The 18173-nt window shown below is 71.1% G+C and carries 17 protein-coding genes; 4 read left to right on the forward strand and 13 right to left on the reverse strand.

Annotated elements, in window-relative coordinates; all coding sequences use genetic code 11:
• Positions 1-14: 14 nt before the first annotated feature.
• The 8 genes from ACZ7LS_RS17205 to ACZ7LS_RS17240 all read right to left on the reverse strand — a co-directional run bounded on the left by ACZ7LS_RS17205 (position 15) and on the right by ACZ7LS_RS17240 (position 9408).
• Positions 15-959: a PfkB family carbohydrate kinase gene (locus ACZ7LS_RS17205; protein WP_385136162.1), complete on the reverse strand. Its 945-nt coding sequence runs from the start codon at positions 957-959 to the stop codon at positions 15-17.
• Positions 956-1945, reverse strand: coding sequence for a zinc-dependent alcohol dehydrogenase family protein (locus tag ACZ7LS_RS17210; RefSeq protein WP_382516062.1), 990 nt, complete (start codon positions 1943-1945; stop codon positions 956-958). The genes ACZ7LS_RS17205 and ACZ7LS_RS17210 overlap by 4 nt, the downstream gene beginning before the upstream one ends.
• Positions 1945-2844: a carbohydrate ABC transporter permease gene (locus ACZ7LS_RS17215; protein WP_382516059.1), complete on the reverse strand. Its 900-nt coding sequence runs from the start codon at positions 2842-2844 to the stop codon at positions 1945-1947. The genes ACZ7LS_RS17210 and ACZ7LS_RS17215 overlap by 1 nt, the downstream gene beginning before the upstream one ends.
• Complete coding sequence (locus ACZ7LS_RS17220) at positions 2841-3824, reverse strand: carbohydrate ABC transporter permease (RefSeq protein ID WP_385136165.1); 984 nt, start codon at positions 3822-3824, stop codon at positions 2841-2843. Before ACZ7LS_RS17220 ends, ACZ7LS_RS17215 begins: the two co-directional genes overlap by 4 nt.
• Positions 3821-5182, reverse strand: coding sequence for an ABC transporter substrate-binding protein (locus ACZ7LS_RS17225; protein WP_385136168.1), 1362 nt, complete (start codon positions 5180-5182; stop codon positions 3821-3823). The genes ACZ7LS_RS17220 and ACZ7LS_RS17225 overlap by 4 nt, the downstream gene beginning before the upstream one ends.
• Before the next feature lie 117 nt (positions 5183-5299).
• Positions 5300-6061: a DeoR/GlpR family DNA-binding transcription regulator gene (locus tag ACZ7LS_RS17230; RefSeq protein ID WP_030349305.1), complete on the reverse strand. Its 762-nt coding sequence runs from the start codon at positions 6059-6061 to the stop codon at positions 5300-5302.
• A gap of 342 nt (positions 6062-6403) precedes the next feature.
• Positions 6404-8173 (reverse strand): discoidin domain-containing protein, encoded by a 1770-nt coding sequence (locus ACZ7LS_RS17235; RefSeq protein WP_385136172.1) that lies wholly within the window; start codon positions 8171-8173, stop codon positions 6404-6406.
• Positions 8174-8286: 113 nt separating this feature from the next.
• Positions 8287-9408 carry a DUF1996 domain-containing protein gene (locus ACZ7LS_RS17240; RefSeq protein ID WP_382665183.1) on the reverse strand — a complete coding sequence of 374 codons (1122 nt, stop codon included), beginning with the start codon at positions 9406-9408 and terminating at the stop codon, positions 8287-8289.
• Between the two features lie 284 nt (positions 9409-9692).
• Here ACZ7LS_RS17240 and gndA point away from each other — a divergent pair, with 284 nt between their 5' ends.
• Positions 9693-11132, forward strand: coding sequence for an NADP-dependent phosphogluconate dehydrogenase (gene gndA, locus ACZ7LS_RS17245; RefSeq protein WP_382516044.1), 1440 nt, complete (start codon positions 9693-9695; stop codon positions 11130-11132).
• Positions 11133-11482: 350 nt separating this feature from the next.
• Here gndA and ACZ7LS_RS17250 read toward each other — a convergent pair whose 3' ends face one another.
• From ACZ7LS_RS17250 to ACZ7LS_RS17260, 3 genes are all read right to left on the reverse strand, one after another.
• Positions 11483-12112, reverse strand: a complete 630-nt coding sequence (locus ACZ7LS_RS17250; protein WP_382516041.1) for an aspartate/glutamate racemase family protein — start codon at positions 12110-12112, stop codon at positions 11483-11485.
• A gap of 42 nt (positions 12113-12154) precedes the next feature.
• On the reverse strand, positions 12155-12499 hold the full coding sequence (locus tag ACZ7LS_RS17255) for a GNAT family N-acetyltransferase (RefSeq protein WP_382516038.1): 345 nt from the start codon (positions 12497-12499) through the stop codon (positions 12155-12157).
• Between the two features lie 346 nt (positions 12500-12845).
• Positions 12846-13397 (reverse strand): DoxX family protein, encoded by a 552-nt coding sequence (locus ACZ7LS_RS17260; protein ID WP_382665184.1) that lies wholly within the window; start codon positions 13395-13397, stop codon positions 12846-12848.
• Between the two features lie 237 nt (positions 13398-13634).
• On the opposite strand from ACZ7LS_RS17260, the gene ACZ7LS_RS17265 reads away from it, so the two are divergent.
• Complete coding sequence (locus ACZ7LS_RS17265) at positions 13635-14645, forward strand: SPFH domain-containing protein (RefSeq protein WP_385136177.1); 1011 nt, start codon at positions 13635-13637, stop codon at positions 14643-14645.
• On the forward strand, positions 14642-15541 hold the full coding sequence (locus ACZ7LS_RS17270) for an NAD(+)/NADH kinase (RefSeq protein ID WP_385136180.1): 900 nt from the start codon (positions 14642-14644) through the stop codon (positions 15539-15541). The genes ACZ7LS_RS17265 and ACZ7LS_RS17270 overlap by 4 nt, the downstream gene beginning before the upstream one ends.
• Before the next feature lie 126 nt (positions 15542-15667).
• Here the strand turns inward: ACZ7LS_RS17270 and ACZ7LS_RS17275 are convergent, their stop codons facing one another.
• Complete coding sequence (locus ACZ7LS_RS17275) at positions 15668-16927, reverse strand: SGNH/GDSL hydrolase family protein (protein ID WP_385136183.1); 1260 nt, start codon at positions 16925-16927, stop codon at positions 15668-15670.
• 190 nt (positions 16928-17117) lie between these two features.
• Here ACZ7LS_RS17275 and ACZ7LS_RS17280 point away from each other — a divergent pair, with 190 nt between their 5' ends.
• Positions 17118-17753 carry an endonuclease gene (locus tag ACZ7LS_RS17280; RefSeq protein ID WP_385136186.1) on the forward strand — a complete coding sequence of 212 codons (636 nt, stop codon included), beginning with the start codon at positions 17118-17120 and terminating at the stop codon, positions 17751-17753.
• Positions 17754-17901: 148 nt separating this feature from the next.
• On the opposite strand, the gene ACZ7LS_RS17285 is transcribed toward ACZ7LS_RS17280, so the two are convergent.
• A complete protein-coding gene (locus tag ACZ7LS_RS17285; RefSeq protein ID WP_382516022.1) occupies positions 17902-18129 on the reverse strand; it encodes an antitoxin in 228 nt (75 codons plus the stop codon).
• Positions 18130-18173 lie beyond the last annotated feature (44 nt).

Genomic DNA, 18173 nt, shown 5'->3' on the forward strand with positions numbered 1-18173 from the left:
CGTACCCGGAGAGGTCAGCCGAGGTCGTCGTCGGGCAGCGAGGGTTCCGTACCGGTCTGGGCGCAGACCGAGGCCGCCACCCGGGACGCGAGGACGAGCATCTCCTCCACCCGTTCGCGCGGCAGCCCGGCCACCCCGCCCTCGCGGTGGGCGCCGCCGGCGCTCAGCCAGGTGAGGACGCCCGCCATGAAAGCGTCGCCGGCGCCGATGGTGTTGACCACCTCGACGGGCACCGCGGGCACGGAGACCGGTTCCGCGGAGCCCGCGTAGGCCGTGCTGCCCCGGGCGCCGCGGGTGAGGATCACGAGCCGGCCCTCCCCCGCCAGCCGCCGGCAGGTCTCGTCGGGGTCGGTGTCCGGCCACAGGCGCGCGAGATCCTCGTCGCTCGCCTTGACGACATGCGCCAGCGCGCACAGCTCACGCAGCCGCCGTACGCTCAGCTCCGGGTCGATGGTCCGGTCCTCGCGCACATTGGGGTCGACCACCAGCAGGGACCGTTCGGCGCCCGCGCGCGCGGTGGCCGCGACCGCCCCGGCCGCCGGTTCGACGACCGCCGCGACCCCGCCCACGTACACCGCGGCGAACCGGTCCACCACCGCGGAGTGGTCGGGCAGCCGGAAGGTCGCGGTGTCCTGGAGATGGAAGTGGTAGCTCGTGCCGTCCGGGCCCGGGTCGGCGACCGCGAGCGTCGTGGGCAGCTCCGAGCGCGCGCACAGGCCCAGTTCCGTACCGGCCGAGACGAGCCGCCGTTCGATCATCCGGGCGAAGCCGTCGCCGCCGAGGGCGCCGGCGAACCAGCTGGGCGTGCCGAGCCTGGCCAGCCCCGCGGCGACATTGGCGGGCGCGCCGCCGGGCTGGGCCCGGTTGAGCTCCGGCTCGTCGGGGACCGGTACGAGGTCGATCAGCGCCTCACCCATCACCAGGACGGCGCCGGAGCCGGCCTCAGGCCCCTCACTCACGGCTGGACCACGATCTTGCGGCCCTGGCCCGCCTTGAACCGGTCGATCGCCTGCGGGTACTGCTCCAGCGGCAGCCGGTCGCTGATGAAGACCGCGGGGTCGAGGACACCGGTGGCGAAGAGCGCGGCGGCCCGCTCGTAGCTGTGCAGCACCGCCATGGAGCCGGTGATCGTGATCTCCTTGTTGTAGATGCGGTACGGCTCGATGACCGCGGTCGTCGCGTAGTCGGCGACGCCGAACTGGAGGAACGTACCGCCCTTGGCGACCCGGCCCAGGCCGTCCTGGATGGCGCCCGCGCTGCCGGTGGCGTCGATCACGACATCCCAGCCGTCCGGCCGGTCGAACTCCTCCGCCGAGGCGCCGGTGCGCGAGCAGCCGAGCTTGCCTGCGGTCGCCAGCCGCTCCGGGTTGATGTCCAGGACATCGACCCCGGCGGCGCCGGTGCGCTTGGCCAGCTCCAGCATCATCAGGCCCATGGTGCCGGACCCGTAGATCAGCACATCGGCGCCGAGGGTGGAGCGGAGCACGTCATAGCCGCGGACCGCGCAGGACAGCGGCTCGATCAGCGCCGCGTCCTTCACATCGATGTGGTCGGGCAGCTTGACGCAGTTGGCCACCGGCGCGACGGCGAACTCGGCCGCCCCACCGGGCTTGCTGACGCCGATCGCGTTCCACCGGTCGCACAGATTGCCCCGGCCGGAGCGGCAGTACCGGCATTCGTTGCAGTACAGCGACGGGTCGACAGCGACCTTGTCACCCACGGACAGTTCGGTGACCTCGGAGCCGATCTCCACGATCTCCCCGGCGAACTCATGGCCGGGCACGATGGGCAGGGTGGGCGCGAACTCACCCTGGAGAATGTGCAGATCGGTACCGCAGATCCCGCACGCGGCGACGGCGACAACCACATCCCGGGGGCCGGGGGTGGGGTCGGGAACCGTCGTGACGGAGACCTTGCCGACGGCTTCGACGATCGCTGCCCTCATTACTTAACAGCTCCAAGAGAAAGGCCCTGGACCAACTTGTCCTGGGCGGCGAAACCTGCGGCGAGAACCGGCAGGGACACAACGACGGACGCGGCGCACAGCTGGGCGAGGAAGAGCCCCTGGCTGGTGACGAAGCCCGTCAGGAATACGGGTGCGGTCTGAGCCGTCACACCGGTGAGCACTCTGGCGAAGAGCAGCTCGTTCCAGCTGAAGATGAAGCAGATCAGCGAGGTCGCCGCGATACCGGGCGCGGCCACCGGCGCCACCACCCGCATCAGCACCGTGGGCAGCCGGGCGCCGTCCACCTGTGCGGCCTCGATGATGGAGACCGGCACATCCGCGAGGAAGGACTGCATCATCCACACCGCGATCGGCAGATTCATCGAGGTGTAGAGGATGACGAGCAGCCAGATGTTGTCCAGCATGCCGACGTTCTTGGCGAAGAGGTACACCGGCAGCAGTCCGGCGACGACGGGCAGCATCTTCGTGGAGAGGAAGAAGAACATGACGTCCGTCCACTTCTCCACCCGCTTGATGGAGAGCGCGTACGCCGCCGGAAGCGCGAGCACCAGCACGAACAGCGTGGAGAACAGCGACGCCGTCAGGGAGTTGATCAGCGGCGGCCAGGGGCTGGCGCCGCCTCCCTCGCCGAAGAACACCCGGTAGCTGTCGAGTGTGAGCGGCGCGCCGATGGACGGCGGGTTGGTCGCCGCGTCCGTCTCCGAGTGGAAGGAGGTCAGCAGCATCCACAGCGCCGGCAGACAGAAGGCGATGCCGACGATCCAGGCCAGCAGCCCGAGTCCGGCGGAGCGCCGCCTGGCCCGCCGGGCGGCGGGGGCGTACTTGTCGACGCGGGGTCGGGACGCCGCGGTGGCGTTCGGTACGGAGAGTGTGCTCATGCCCGGTTCGCCTCCTCACTGAAGAGGGACGAGACGACGCGCAGGGCGAAGGTCGCGATCACGATGGTGCCGATCACGACGACGACTCCGGCGGCCGAGGCCAGTCCGTACTCGTGAGCCTGGTAGAAGGTCTGGTAGATGGTGTACGGGAGGTTCGCGGTGCCGAGCCCGCCCGAGGTGAGCGTGAACACGGCGTCGAAGTTCTGCACGATGTAGATCGACCCGAGCAGGACGCCCAGTTCCAGATAGCGGCGCAGATGCGGCACCGTCAGGAAGCGGAACATCTGCCAGCCGGTCGCGCCGTCCAGCTTCGCGGCCTCCATGATCTCGGTGGGCCTGCTCTGCAGTCCGGCGAGCAGGATGAGCATCATGAACGGCGTCCACTGCCAGATCAGGGATGCCTCGACCGCCAGCAGCGGCATGTCGGAGATCCAGTCGGGCTGGGCGGGGTCGGCGACTCCGAAGAGTCCGGTGAACCACGCCCACCCGCCGTTCAGCAGGCCGTACTCGGGGTTGTAGAGCACGTGCTTCCACAGCAGCGCGGCCGACACGGGCACCAGCAGGAACGGCGTGATGAGCAGCGTACGGACGAAGCCGCGTCCGATGAACTTACGGTCGAGCAGCAGGGCCAGCAGCAGTCCGAGGACCACACTGACGATCACCACGGTCGCGGTGAGCAGCACGGTGGTGAAGACCGACTCGCGCAGACTGGCGTCGGTGAAGACGGAACCGTAGTTGGAGAGCCCGGCGAAGCTGCGGTCGTCGGGGGCGAGCGAGTTCCAGTCGAAGAGTGAGATCACCAGCGTCGCCACGAACGGCAACTGGGTGACCGCGATCAGGAAGATCAGGGCGGGCAGCAACGGGGCACGGGTGGCCCAGGCGCGGGCCCGGCCCGAGGCCCCCCGGCCGGCGCGCCCGGGCGCCGAGGGGCGCTTGGCACCGGCCGGGGAGAGTGGGGGGGTGCTGACGGAGGTACTCACTTCTGGTCCTTGCCTACCTTCTCGGCGAGCGCCTGCGAGTTCTTGAGCGCCTCGGCGACCGACTTCTTGCCGGCGATGGCCGCGCTGATCTCCTGCGAGACCTTGGTGCCGAGGTCCGTGAACTCGGGGATGTCGACGAACTGGATGCCGACCGTCGGACGCGGCTGGGTGCCCGGGTCACGCGGGTTGGCGTTGGCGATGGCCTGCTTGGTGACATCGGCGAAGGCCGCCGCCTCCTTCAGGTAGTCCGGGTTGGCGTACGTGGAGGCGCGCTTGCCGGCGGGCACGTTGGACCAGCCGATCTTCTCGCCGACGAGGTTCTCGTACTCCTTGCTGGACGCCCAGGAGATGAACTTCCACGCGTTCTCGGTCTTGGTGGACGCCTTCTGCATGCCCCAGGCCCAGGTGTACAGCCAGCCGGAGCTCTCCGTCTTGTCGACCGGCGCGGGTACGTAGCCGATCTTGCCCTTGACGGGGGATCCCTTGGCCTCCAGCGAGCCGGCGCCGGCGGTGGCGTCGTACCACATGGCCGACTTGCCCTGCGTCATGTTGTTCAGGCACTCGGCGTAGCCGGCCTGGGGCGCGCCCGCCTCACCGTGCTTGCGCACCAGGTCGACATAGAACTGGGTGGCCTTGGTGAACTCCGGGGAGGTGAGCTGCGCCTCCCAGTCCTTGGTGAACCAGGTGCCGCCCATGGTGTTGACGACGGTGGTGAGCGGGGCGATGACCTCGCCCCAGCCGGGCAGCCCGCGCAGACAGATGCCCTTCATGCCCGCCTCCGCGCCGTCCGCCTTGGCGGCGAGGTCGGCGACCTGCTGCCAGGTGGGCTTCGCGGGCATCGTCAGGTTCTTCGCCTCGAAGACGTCCTTGCGGTACATCAGGAAGGACGACTCGCCGTAGAAGGGCTGGCCGTAGAGCTTGCCGTCCTCCGCGGTGAGGGACTCCTGGAGGGGCTTGAGGATGTCGCCCTGGTCGAACGCCTTGTCCTTGGCGGTGTACTCGTCGAGCGAGTGCAGCCAGCCGTTCTTCGCGAAGAACGGCACCTCGAAGTTGCTGATGGTGGCGACGTCGTACTGGCCGGCCTGGTTGGAGAAGTCCTGGGTGATCTTGTCGCGGACGTCGTTCTCCGGGAGCACCGTGAAGTTGACCTTGATCCCGGTGTCCTTGGTGAAGTTGTCCGCGGTGAGCTTCTGCAACTCGACCATCTGCGGGTTGTTCACCATGAGCACGTTGAGGGTGTCACCCCCGCCGGACGAAGAGGCGCCGCCCGCGCCGCTGCACCCCGCGAGAAGGGCCACCAGGGCCGCGCTCGCACCCACACGCACGCGGAGGTCGCGTCGTCGTTGCTGGAGGGGCATGAGATTTCTCCTGATCATCGTTATGAGAGGGGTTTCGGGACGGCTCTGCCCCGCCTCCGGACCGGGGAACGGACCGATGGAAGAGGGCGGAATGAAGAGGGGGTGATGCCTGCTGGTTCAGACGCGGATGACCTGCGGGCCCAGCAGTGAGTAGCGCTGCGCCTCGGCCGACGGCAGACCCGCGTCCGTCACGATCGACTCGAAGTCGCCGACCTCCGCGAAGCGGCAGAAGCTGACGGCGCCGAACTTGGTGTGGATCCCCGCGAAGACCCGGCGGCGGGCGCTGCGCATCGCCTGGGCCTTCACCTCGCTGACGGCCGGATCGGGGGTGGTGAGGCCGTACTCGCGGGAGATGCCGTTCGCTCCGACGTACGCCAGGTCGATGACGAAGTCGGAGAGCATTCTGGTGGTCCAGTGATCGACCGTGGCCATGGTGGAGCCGCGTACCCGCCCGCCGAGCAGCAGTACGGCGATCTTCTCGGCCTCGGCGAGCGCGGTCGCCACGGCGAGGGAGGCGGTGACGACGGTCAGCTGCCGGTCCCGCGGCAGCGCCTCGGCGACGAGCTGAGGGGTGAAACCCTCGTCGACGAAGACCGTTTCCGCGTCTCCCAGGAGATCCGCGGCGGCCGCCGCGATCCGTGACTTCTGGGGTACGAGCCGGGTGGTCCGTACCGCGAGAGTCGTTTCGAAGCCGGCGCTCTCCACCGGGTAGGCCCCGCCGTGGGTACGCCGTACCAGTCCATGACCTTCCAGGGCGTGCAGATCACGCCGGACGGTCTCCTTCGCCACCCGGAGTTTCGTGGCCAGTGCGCTGACTTCCACTGACCCGTCACGCCGGGCGATCTCAAGAATTTCTCTTCGTCGTTCGTCGGTGTCCACGGTGACACACTTCCCTGCTTTGCTGCGGCTCAGCACCCGTTCGGGCTCATGGGTCGTTTGTACAAGCAAGGGACCCGCTGCGACCAGCTTCTTCGCTGCACCGACTGTGTCCGTTCATGCCCGTTTCGTCAAGAAGCTTTGCGCTGGTCATCACGGGTAGCAAGGTCGGTGTTGCACGGATCACTGCCCGAATGAGGCTCCGCCCGTGCCCGATCGCTGCCCGACGCGGTCGATTTTTTACCCGCGAGCGGCGCCCGTATACGCAAAACCGCCCGCTAAACATTTCGCGGCGGGCCACGGGAGTCCCGTGGCCCGCCGCGAGGTTCCGCGAGGTCGGCGTCGTCAGCCGAACACCCCGAACTCATAGAGCGAGTAGCCCCAAGGGGTGCCCCGTACGGTCGAGTTGACCCGCACATAGCGGGCGTTCCCGGCGACGTCGTGGTCATCGATCCCGCCGTCGCCGTCCGTGACGGTCCTCAGCGTGGCCCAGTCCTGACCGTTGTCGGAGGTCTGGAGGGTGTAGCCCTTGGCGTACGCGGCTTCCCAGGCCAGCTGGACGTGCCGGAACGCCGTTGTGCGCCCGAGGTCGACCTGGATCCACTGCGGGTCGCTCCAGTCGCTGGCCCAGCGGGTGTCGAACGAGCCGTCGACGGCGTTGCCCGCGGGGCAGGGGCAGCCGGTGCCGCCCGGCTGGGACGAGGAGGCCGTGGCCGGCCTGCCCTGGGCGAGATTGGTCCCGTCGACCGGCGGCGGCACCACCTTGAAGGACTTCGTCTCGATACCGACATTGCCCTTGCCGTCGGACACCTTGACATAGACCTTCCACACCCCGAGCCGGCCGGGCGCGGTCACCTTGAAGGTGCCGTTGCCCGCGTCGGTGAACCGGGTGTCCGTCAACTGGCCCGAGTTGTCGAGGTACTTGCTGCCCAGCAGCAGCTGGTACGTGAGCGGGTCGCCGTCCGGGTCCGAGACCGACGTCCGTACGGTGAACTCCCGGCCGGCCGGGACCGAGGCGGCGCCGTCGACCGCCATCGAGGAGATCACCGGCGGGGTGTTGTCGGCGGAGGTGCTGCCCCCGTAGGCCCGCTTCACCGCGTAGTACGAGAGCCGCTTCTGGCCCGCGGGGAGCAGATTGAACCAGACGCCGCCGAAGTCGTACTCGGTACCGTAGTGGAAGAGCGTCGCGCCGAGCGCCACGCCCTGATGACCGGTGATACAGCCCCACGCCTTGGTGTAGCCGCCGGCCTTGGCGGTGTCGGCGGGCTCGTCGGGCACACCGTTGGCGTCGTCGGGGACTTCCCACTCACCGGCGGGACCGCCCTCGGTGACGATATAGGGCTTGGTGTAACCGCCGTCCTCCCAGGTCTTGCGGATGTTGCAGACATCGCCGTAGGAGTTCACCGCGTACAGATCGAGGTCGGGCGCGTTGCGCTGGTAGTACGGCCAGGCGCCGGTCCAGGCGTCCGTCGAGGTCACGGGGTGATTGGGGTCGACCGCGTGGATCTTCTTCGCGATCTCGTTGACGAAAGAGGTGTAGGCGTCGCGCTGCCGCTCCAGCGCGGTACCGCCGTAGCAGTTCTGGAGTCCGAGGACGGACTCGTTGCCGACGTTCCACATCAGGACGCCGGGGTGGTCCTTGTAGGTCTCCACCCACCGGGGGAACTCCGCGAGCATGTTGTTCTTGTAGGTGGTGTCCGTCAGGTAGTCGACACAGCCGCCGCTGCCGGGACCGCCGCCGGGCTGAAGCCAGAAGCCGGCGATGACCTTGACTCCATTGGCCGCCGCCGTGTCGAGCAGCGGTTTGCTGGTGGCGTCGGTGCCCCAGGTGCGTACAGTGTTGGCGCCCATCGATTTCACGTCGGGCATGTACCGCGCGGCGTCGGCCACCGCGGGACCCCAGGTCAGGCCCTTGACCTGATAGGGCGCTCCGTCGACGGTCAGCTGCCAGGAGCCCTGTGATCCGGTGACCTTGACGACGCTGCCCGCGGCGTGCGCGGCGGGGGCGGGGAGGGCCACCGCGCAGGCGGCGAAGAGCGCGGCGACGGCGAGCGGGGCGAACCGGCGGGCTCGGCCGGCCGGCCTGTGTACGGCGTGTACGGCGGGTGGGTGCATGAGGTGGTGTCTCCTCGGGATGTGGGGGGCGGGTGCGGGTGCGGCGTGGGAACGGACGCGGGAGAGCGCTCTCCCCAGTGGGTGCGCGGCACCCACCGGGGAGAGCGCACCGGTCAGGGCAGTTCGTAGTCCGCGTCGAGCGCGGCCCCCGCCTCGGGATGGGTCTGGTCGTAGCCGCGGGCGTCACACTGGAGTCCGCCCACGACGCAGTGCTGGACCAGCGCGTTCAGCGTCGCGTCGTCCCACGCGTTGAAGAAGTCGTAGTGGAACGAGTGCCCCGTACCACTGGCCAGCCTGACCTGCGACATATCGCCGTTGACGGGCCAGGCCATCTTGAACTCGACCATCGGCAGAGCCACCGGATGCGAGGCGGGGCAGACGTCCTGGTTGGCGCCCTGCGCGACCGGATAGGCCATATGGCTCTGGTGGTTCGGGGTGTCCAGATACTTTCCGTCCCAGCAACTCGGGGCCTGGAAGCGGAGGTTGAGCTGAACGTCCCGGGCCGTCGGGCAGGACGCCGGGATCTCGGTGTTGTTGTACTGCTCCCCGCACTCCCAGCCCTCCACCCAGCCCGGGTGGTTGCGGAATTCCGCGGCCGACTGCGTCGGGCTGCCGACGACGAAGCGCAGCCCCTTGGGGAACGGCCGCACCGTGCGGTAGTCGGTGACGCCCGACTTGTAGTAGATGGTCTGCGGACCGACCGGCCGGACCGCCGTGTCCCCCTTGAACAGGGTCGGCATCCAGTACGCGGATTTGTCGCCCGGCGCCTTGCACGCCGTGCCGCCGCCGCTCAGCGAGGCCGTGGTGCTGTTCGCGTCGGTCGTGGTGTTGCCCATGAACGTGTGGTCGTGCGACTTGCCGGGCTGGCCGGGGTACACGATCGGGTCATCCGGCCTGGTGTGCGTGACCGAGCAGTTCGCCTGGAACTCGTGGAAGTAGCGGTGCGGGGGGATCTGGGTGGACGGCTCCACGCCGGTCACGGGCGGGTTCGCCGGTATGTAGCCGTCCCCGTCGGGATCATCGCCCGACGGTACGGGGGCGGCGGGGGCCATCTTGTGCCCGGCGTGGGCGGCCGTCGCCGCCTGTCCCGCCGCGGCCGGCCGGTCGGCCGCGCGCGGGGTGGTGCCGGCGTTGGCGGTGTCCGGAATCGCGGACAACCCGAAAGCCACCAGAGCCAGTGCGGTGGCGACGAGTAACGCGGACATCAGGGCGGTGGTGCGGAGTCTGTCGGCCATGCGGACCTCCATGCCGCTTGGAATCACTGCGGGAGAGCGCTCTCCAAGGCCGTGTCAGTGTTACGCCGCCGCTGAATGGGTGTCAATACTCCGCGAACGATCCCGGGAGCGGCCCTTGTTGCCGCTCACGCACCGGACACGGCACGATGCGACAAGCCCGGAATGCGGAAGCACCCGGGCGGCTTGACGATTGGTGAACGACCGTCTGCGGCGGTGCGTATCCCTCCCCGGCGGGACGTACTGGCGCGGCACGGCACATCCGACGGATATCCAGGAGCGCACGCATGAGTGGTACTGCCCAGATCGGCGTCACGGGGCTCGCGGTGATGGGCCGCAACCTCGCCCGTAACTTCGCCCGCAACGGCTTCACCGTCGCCGTGCACAACCGCACCGCGTCGAAGACACGGGCCCTGGTGGACGAGTTCGGTGACGAGGGCACCTTCGTCGCCGCCGAGTCCGCGGCGGACTTCGTCGCGGCGCTGGAGCGGCCGAGGCGTCTGGTCATCATGGTGAAGGCCGGCGAACCGACGGACGCCGTGATCGAGGAGTTCGCCCCGCTGCTGGAGGAGGGCGACGTCATCATCGACGGCGGCAACGCCCACTTCGCGGACACCCGGCGCCGGGAGCGGGAACTGCGCGAACGCGGCATCCACTTCGTGGGTGTGGGCATCTCGGGCGGTGAGGAGGGCGCGCTGCACGGGCCGAGCATCATGCCGGGCGGATCCGCCGAGTCGTACGCGTCGCTCGGCCCGCTGCTGGAGCGGATCGCCGCGAAGGCCCCCGACGGCGCGCCGTGCGTGGCCCATATCGGCCCCGACGGCGCGGGCCACTTCGTGAAGATGGTGCACAACGGCATCGAGTACGCCGATATGCAGCTGATCGCCGAGGCGTACCACCTGCTGCGGTCCGTGGCCGGCTACTCCCCCGCGAAGATCGCGGAGACCTTCCGGTCGTGGAACACCGGCCGGCTCGACTCGTATCTGATCGAGATCACGGCGGAGGTGCTCGCCCACACGGACGAGGCGACCGGCAAGCCGTTCGTGGACATCGTGACCGACCAGGCCGAGCAGAAGGGCACCGGCCGCTGGACGGTGCAGATCGCCCTCGACCTGGGCGTTCCGGTGTCCGGCATCGCCGAGGCGGTCTTCGCCCGCTCGCTGTCGGGACACGCCGCGCTGCGCGAGGCGTCCCGCACGCTGCCCGGCCCGACGACGGCTCCGCTCGGCGAGGCCGACGCGGCGCGCTTCGCGGACCAGGTCGAGCAGGCGCTGTACGCGTCGAAGATCGTGTCGTACACCCAGGGCTTCCACCAGATCCAGGCGGGCAGCGAGGAGTACGGCTGGGACATCGACCTTGGTTCGGTGGCCGCGATCTGGCGGGCGGGCTGCATCATCCGCGCCGCGTTCCTCGACCGGATCCGCGCGGCGTTCGACACGCAGCCGGACCTGCCGAGCCTGCTGTCCGACAAGCAGTTCGCCGAGGAGATCGGCGCGGCGCAGGACGACTGGCGCGCGGTGGTCGCCGCGGCCGTGCACCAGGGTGTGCCGACGCCGGGGTTCGCGGCGGCGCTCTCGTACTACGACGCGCTGCGCGCCGAGCGGCTGCCCGCCGCGCTCACGCAGGGGCAGCGCGACTTCTTCGGCGCGCACACCTACCGGCGCACGGACCGCGAGGGCTCGTTCCACACGCTCTGGGGCGGCGACCGCTCCGAGGTCAGGGCCTAGGTCCAGGGCGGGGGATTGCTCTTCCGCGAACCCAGTGGCCCTGGTGAGGGCTCCGGCTCCGGTACGGGGTCGGGGCCCGGCGGGTGCGGTACGGGGTCGGGCTCGGGGATGGGCGCGGGGCTCGGCGGCGAGGGGACGGGCTCCGGTGCCGGGCCGGGCCCCGGCACCGGCCCCGGTGGGCCCGGCGGCGGGGTGGGCGCCGGCGGTACGGGATCGGGGAAGGGGCTGGTCATGCCGGACCTCCAGAAGTGCGGGCGTCGTGCGTTCCCAATGTCTCCCGGAGCGCGTGCCCACGCTCGCCGGATCCACGCGTACCCCGGCGCATCCGATCGCAGTTGCCCGCGCCCGGGTCAGATGGCGACGGCGGCGGCAGCGGCGGCGTTGAGCCCCGGACGCGGGCTGGAGAACACCGGGATGCCACTCGCGGCGCGCTCGGCGGCGTCGGCCATCGACGCCTGGGCGAGCACGATCACATCCGCTTCGGTGACGGCGTCGACGGCGGCGGCCACCGCGTTCAGATAGCCGTCGCGGTCACCGGCCTCGAAGCGCTCCCACGCGCCTTCGACCAGTACCGTACGGATCTCGATGCGCCGCTCCCCCGCTTCCTGCCGGATCAGCGCCGCCGTCGCGTCCAGGGTGCTGTCCAGCGCGGCGACCACCACGACCCGGTCGGCCGCCGCGGCGGCCACGGCCATCGGCCGGTCGACCCGCAGGACGGGCACGCCGACGGCCGGGGCGGCCCGCTCGGCGACCTCACCGATGGTCGAGCAGGTGCACAGCGCGGCGGTCGCCCCCTCGGCGACGGCGCCGGCGAGCACCGACGCGACTTCGGCGGCGACGGCTTCCGGGCCCTCGGCCCTGGCCCGGCTGAGCAGGGACTCGTCCACGAGATGACGCAGGACGAGCCCTGGGTGGTCGGCGTCCCGCAGGGCGTCGAAGACCGGGATGTGAACCGGTGAAGTGTGCAGCAGCGCCAGCATGATCGCGATGCTAGACGGCCTTCGGCCCCGTGTCGCGCGCGCCTACCAGCGCCGCGGCGAGGCTTCCAGCTGCTCCCGCGCGGCACTGACCGTCCCGGCCGGGGCCTCGGGCGCCTCGTCGGGATGGCGCTGCGCCCATCTGGCCGCGTACGAGCACAGCGGTACGACGGGCACGCCCTCGCGGGCCGCCATCGCGTAGAACTCCCGCACCAGCGTCCCCGCGATGCCCTTGCCCTCGTGCCCCTCCTCCACGACGGTGTGCACCGCGACCAGCCCGGCGGGTGGGCCGGCCAGCGGGAAGTAGGCGATGACGCCGACCGCCTCGCCGTCCTCGTACGCCTCGAAGCGGCCCCCCGGCCGGTTGTCGCGGATGTTGAGATCTGCCATGGCGTGGTTCAGCCTCCCTGGTCGGACCGACGAGGGGGAGGACGACGGACGGGCGCCGGCGCGGTGGTCCGCGGGGCGCGCGATCCCCGGTGCGCGCGCACGCGGACATCCCCCCGGCCGGGCTCCATCAACCGAGTGTCGGAGCGCCGCGCGCACCGCTCGTCCGCCCCACCTCACAAAGCCCCACCAGCCTACGCTCAGACGGTCGCCACCAGCAGCTCGTCCCCGTTCGTCGTCCGCGGACCGTCCGTCCTGCCCGCGAAGCACCGCTGGTTGAGCGTGGCCGCCGATACGTGCCGGACGCCGGTGAATCCGGCGGCGCGGGCCAGTGCCAGGCCATGCCGCGTCAGCCCTCCGCCGGGGCGGCGTCCGCGCTGCCGGCCCGCTGATCGGCCGCCAGTGCCGCGGCGCGCCTTTTGATGATCACGATCGCCGCCGCCGCGCTGGTCGCGAAGGCGACCGGGATCATCCAGGGCCGGTCGAGAGCGTGGCAGGTGACGCGGTCGAGAGAGTAGCGGCCCGCGCCCATGAGACCGATGGAGGCCGCGGTCCAGCCGAGGACGGCCGGGTATTCGAAGCCGCCCGACTGGGCGAAGAATCCGTTGGGGGCGTGCACCGATGTGGCTCCGGCCATGCCGCCCGCCGCCGCGGCCCCGGCCGCCGGGGCGGCCAGACCGAGTGCCAGCAGCGCGCCGCCGCCGGCCTCGGCGAGCCCGGAGGCGATCGCGCAGGGTCTGCCCGGCCGGAAGCCCATCGCCTCGAACGCCTGGGCCGTCGCCTCGATCCCGTCTCCGCCGAACCAGCCGAACAGTTTCTGGGTGCCGTGCGCGGCGAGCACCGCGCCGGTGCCCAGTCGCAGGGCGAGCAGGCCGAGATCGCTTCGGCTGTGGCAGGTCATGGCGGGCTCCATGGGGTGGGGGCGGGCGGTTCGCGACGGTACGACTCCACTCTCCGCGGCACGGCGGACCAGGGTGCGGCGTTGATGGGCCGTATGGGGACCTGGCCCAGCCGGGGGGCGGACCTGGCCCGGCCGAGGGCCTGTCCCACCCCTCCGCTCTCGTCACCTTGACGATAAACGGTCGACTCGATACCGTCTCGATATCGTCTTGCTGACGAAAAAGAGGGGGTACCTTCCATGGCCGACATCACCCGGCGCCTCGGATGGCGTCATCTGCGCTCCGCCCCGACCGCCCACGTACGCCACCACCGGCGCGGCCGGCTCGTCCACGACGGTCCCGGACTGAGCTTCTGGTGTCGGGCGTTGACCGCCGCGCTCTCCGAAGTACCCGTGGACGACCGCGAGTTGGCCATGGCCTTTCACGCGCGTACCGCCGATTTCCAGGACGTCACCGTGCAGTCCACCGTGACGTACCGGATCAGCGAACCGGCCACCGCCGCCGCCCGGCTGGACTTCTCCATCGATCCGGACACCGGCGCCTGGCGCGGCGCTCCGCTGGAGCAGCTCGCCACCCTGCTGACCGAGACCGCGCAGCAGCACGCCCTCGATGTGCTGGCCCGCACACCGCTGTCGGCGGCGCTGGCGGACGGCGTCGCGGCCGTACGGGAGCGGATCTCCGAGGGGCTCGCGGCGGAGCCCAGGCTGCCCGCGACCGGTATCGAGGTGGTGGCCGTACGGGTCGTCGCGATCCGGCCCGAGCCGGAGGTGGAGCGCGCGCTGCGCACCCCCGCACGCGAGCAGATCCAGCAGGAGGCGGACCGGGCCACCTATGAGCGCCGGGCCGTGGCCGTGGAGCGCGAGCGGGCCATCGCCGAGAACGAACTCGCCAGCCGGATCGAACTGGCCCGCAGAGAAGAGCGGTTGGTCGAGCAGCACGGCACCAACGCCCGCCGCGAGGCGGAGGAGAGCGCGGCGGCCGACGCCGTACGCGCGGAGGCCGAGGCGCTGCGCACCGTACGGCTCGCGAAGGCCGGGGCCGAGGCGGCGCGGGAGACCGGTGAGGCGCGGGCCCGGGCCCAGTCCGCCTGGCTCAGGGTGCACGCGGAGACGGACGCCGCCACGCTGCACGCGCTGGCCGCCACCCGGCTCGCCGAGAACCTGCCGCACATCGAGAGCGTCACCCTCTCCCCCGACGTGCTCACCGGGCTGCTGGCCAGGCTGGGCCGGCCGGGCGAGGAGCGGGAATGAGTCTGGCGCCACGCGCCGTGCTGGTGTACCGCACCAGCGAGTACGAGGAGCTGCTCAGCCGGCACGGCACCCATGGCCAGGCCGCCTTCGTCCTCTCCTCGCGCGGCCGGTCGGTCGAGGAGGTGGCGGACCGGCATCACCGGGCGCGGCGGGCGCTCGCCGAGGTGGCGGCCGCGGTGCCGCTGCGATGGCGGCAGGCGCGGGTGGAGCGCGCGGACCTGGACCGGTTCCTCTTCGCTCCCGAGGACGTGGTGGTCGTGGTGGGCCAGGACGGGCTGGTCGCCAACGCGGCCAAGTATCTGGCGGGCCAGCCGGTGGTGGGGATCGACCCGGACCCCGGCCGGGGCCTCGGTGTGCTGGTGCGCCATCGCGCGGCCGATGCCCCGGGGCTGCTGCGCGCGGCGGAGGCCGGCGGGGGCACCATCGACGAGCTGACCATGGTGGAAGCGGTCGCCGACGACACCCAACGGCTGCTCGCGCTCAACGAGATCTATCTTGGCCGGCCGGACCACCAGACCGCGCGTTACCGTCTGGGACCGGACGACGAGAGCGCCCCCGCCGAGGCCCAGGCGTCGTCCGGGGTGCTGGTGGGCACCGGCACGGGCGCCACCGGCTGGCTGCGGTCCGTACGGCGGGAACGCGGCAGCGCACTGCCGGTTCCGGGCCCCGCCGATCCCCAACTGGTCTGGTACGTAAGGGAGGCGTGGCCCTCCCCCACCACCGGCACCGCGCTGGTGGAAGGGGTGCTCGACCGGGCGGAACGGCTCAGGCTCACCGTCGAGTCCGACCGGCTCGTGGCCTTCGGCGACGGTATGGAGAGCGACGCCCTGGAGCTGACATGGGGTCAGACGGTGCGGCTCGGCAGATCGGCCACGGCGCTGCGGCTGCTCGGCTGAACCACTCTGATGACGACCCGTCACATCTCTTGCGATGTCGGGACTTTGAGCCTCCACGCCCTCGTACCGGCCCGGGGGCAGAGGCCGTTACGCGCCTCCGCCCCCTCGTACCGCGACAGCCGTGTCCTATCGGCCGCAGCGCAGACCGCGCACGTCGACGGCGTCGCTCATGACCTTCATCCCCGCGTCGTTCGGGTGCAGATGGTCCCCGCTGTCGTACGCGGGCAGGATCTTCGACGGGGCCGCCGGGTCCTTGACCGCGGCGTCGAAGTCCGCGACGCCGTCGAACGCGCCGCTCTCCCGGATGAAGGTGTTGACCGCCTGGCGGACCGCTTCGCCGCCCGCGTTCCACTCGCCCCAGCCCTGGTAGGGCATGACGGTCGCGCCCACCACGCAGGCACCGGCCGCGTGGGTTCGGGCGATGATCTCCCGGTATCCGGCGATGACTTGGGCGGCCGTGGGCGCCGGGTTCGCCTTGATGTCGTTGACGCCTTCGAGCAGGATGACCGTGCGCAGCCCGCTCTGTGACAATACGTCCCGGTCGAGCCGCTTCAGCGCGCTCTCGCCCGCGCCGTCGGAGAGGACCTTGTTGCCCGAGATCCCCTCGTTGGCCACGCCCTTGAGGGAGGTGCGGCGATCGCTCTGGAGCCGGCCCGCGAGGAAGTCGGGCCAGCGGCGGTTGGCGTCGGAGGTGGAGATGGCGCCGTCCGTGATCGAGTCGCCGAGCGCGACGACGGCCCCGGTGCCCCTCGGGGCGTCGACCACGACCGCGTCGAGGTAGTAGCGGAAGCCCGTCTGCTGGGTGAAGGCCGAGGCGGTGTCCTCGGCAGCGTGGTCACCGCCGGGGGCGATGTAGGAGGTCTGGAGCCCCATCCGGTGGCCGGTGGCGGTTCCGGCCGCGCTCCGCACGTACACGCTGATGGCCAGATCGGACTGCGGCCGTACCGCGCCGGGCAGCGGGTCGCTGTATACGGAACCGCCCGGCGGGACGGTTACCGAGGCGGCGCCGCGGAAGGACAGCGCGCGGTTGCTGCCGGGCACCAGAGCCGCGCCCGAGGCCCGTACCCCCACGTAGGCGCGCCCGAAGGTCACCGGCTGCTCGCCGAAGGCGTTCGACAGCCGGATCCGCAGCGCGCTGCCGCCCGCGCTGGTGTGGACGACGACCCGGTGGGTGCGCGCGGGTACGGCGGCGTCGAGCCGGTCCGCGCTCGCCGCCCAGGTGACGACGGGGGTGGTGGCGGCGGAGGCGGCTGCCGGTGCGGCGGCGGAGACGGCGGGGGCGGGAAGGGCGGAGGACGCGGTCGGGACCGCGAGGACCGAACAGAGAGCGAGAACGGCAACGGCGACCGAGCGCCGGACGCGTCGGGGTAACTGCGGTCTGTTCATTACGGGGTGATCCCTCTCGTAGCGGAAGTCGTGCCCATGTCATTCATGGCACGGACGGAAAGCGCTTCCGGTTCGATCCTCCGGCGCATGCGTCCGATACCTGACCGCGTCACAATGGAAACGGCCACTGAACGACGCCGTGGGCACGGTCGCACCGCCCCGGCGTCCCGCCGGACGGAGGAGGTGCGTCGTGCCGACAGCCAGCACCCGTGAGGCCGTACGGGACCTGCTCGACACCCATGGCCGGACCTACGCCGACGAGGCGGGCATCCATCTGCGGAACACCCCGCAGCCGCTGTACCAATTGCTCGTGCTCTCCTGTCTGCTGAGCGCGCGGATCCGCAGTGGGACCGCCGTCGCGGCCTCCCGCGCGCTCTCGCACGCCGGGCTGCGCGACGCGCGCCGGATGGCGCACGCCACCTGGCAGCAGCGGGTGGACGCGCTGGGCGAGGGGGGCTACCGCCGCTACGACGAGCGCACCGCGACACAGCTCGGCGTGGGCGCCGAGATGCTGCTCGAAGGGTACGGAGGGGATCTGCGCCGGCTCCGCGAGGCCGCGGGCGGCGACATCGCCACCCTGCGGTCGCTGCTCCGGCAGGTCCCCGGCCTCGGCCCCGTCGGTGTGGACATCTTCCTGCGCGAGGTCCAGGGCGTCTGGCCCGAGGTCGCCCCGTACCTGGACGCGAAGGCCCTCCAGGGAGCGCACAGGCGCGGACTGCCGGACGAACCCAAGGCACTGGCGCGACTGGCCGGTGACACCGATCCGGCCCTCTTCGCGGCGGCGATGGTACGGGCCGCGCTGGAGCGGAAGCAGCAGCGGGGCTGAGCCGCAGGACCCGCGGAAGCGCGTCCTGGCCGGGCAGGTCCGGGGACATCACACCACTGACCGACGGTGTGCGGGACCGTCGGTCAGTGGTGTGAGCGTCAGTGGTGTGATCCGCGCCTGTCTGTCGACCCCGCCGGCGGCCCGACCGTCACCCGTGCGGGGGCCTGTCGTCCCTCGGGGGCTGCGTGCCCAGCTGCTCATCGAGCTTCCTCTGGGCGATGTCGACCTGATCCCTGTACTTGTCGCCGGTCTTCCGGTCGAACGCGTCGCCCGCCTTCTCCACCCCTTGGTGCGCCTGGTCCTCATGGCCCTTCAAGAGGCTCTTCAGCTTGTCGAGCATCGACATGTTCGGCTCCTCGCTCGGAACGGTGGTCACGTCCACCATCACCGCTGCCGGGCGATCCCGCATCCGCAGCGGCC

Source organism: Streptomyces sp. NPDC039430, assembly GCF_055639435.1.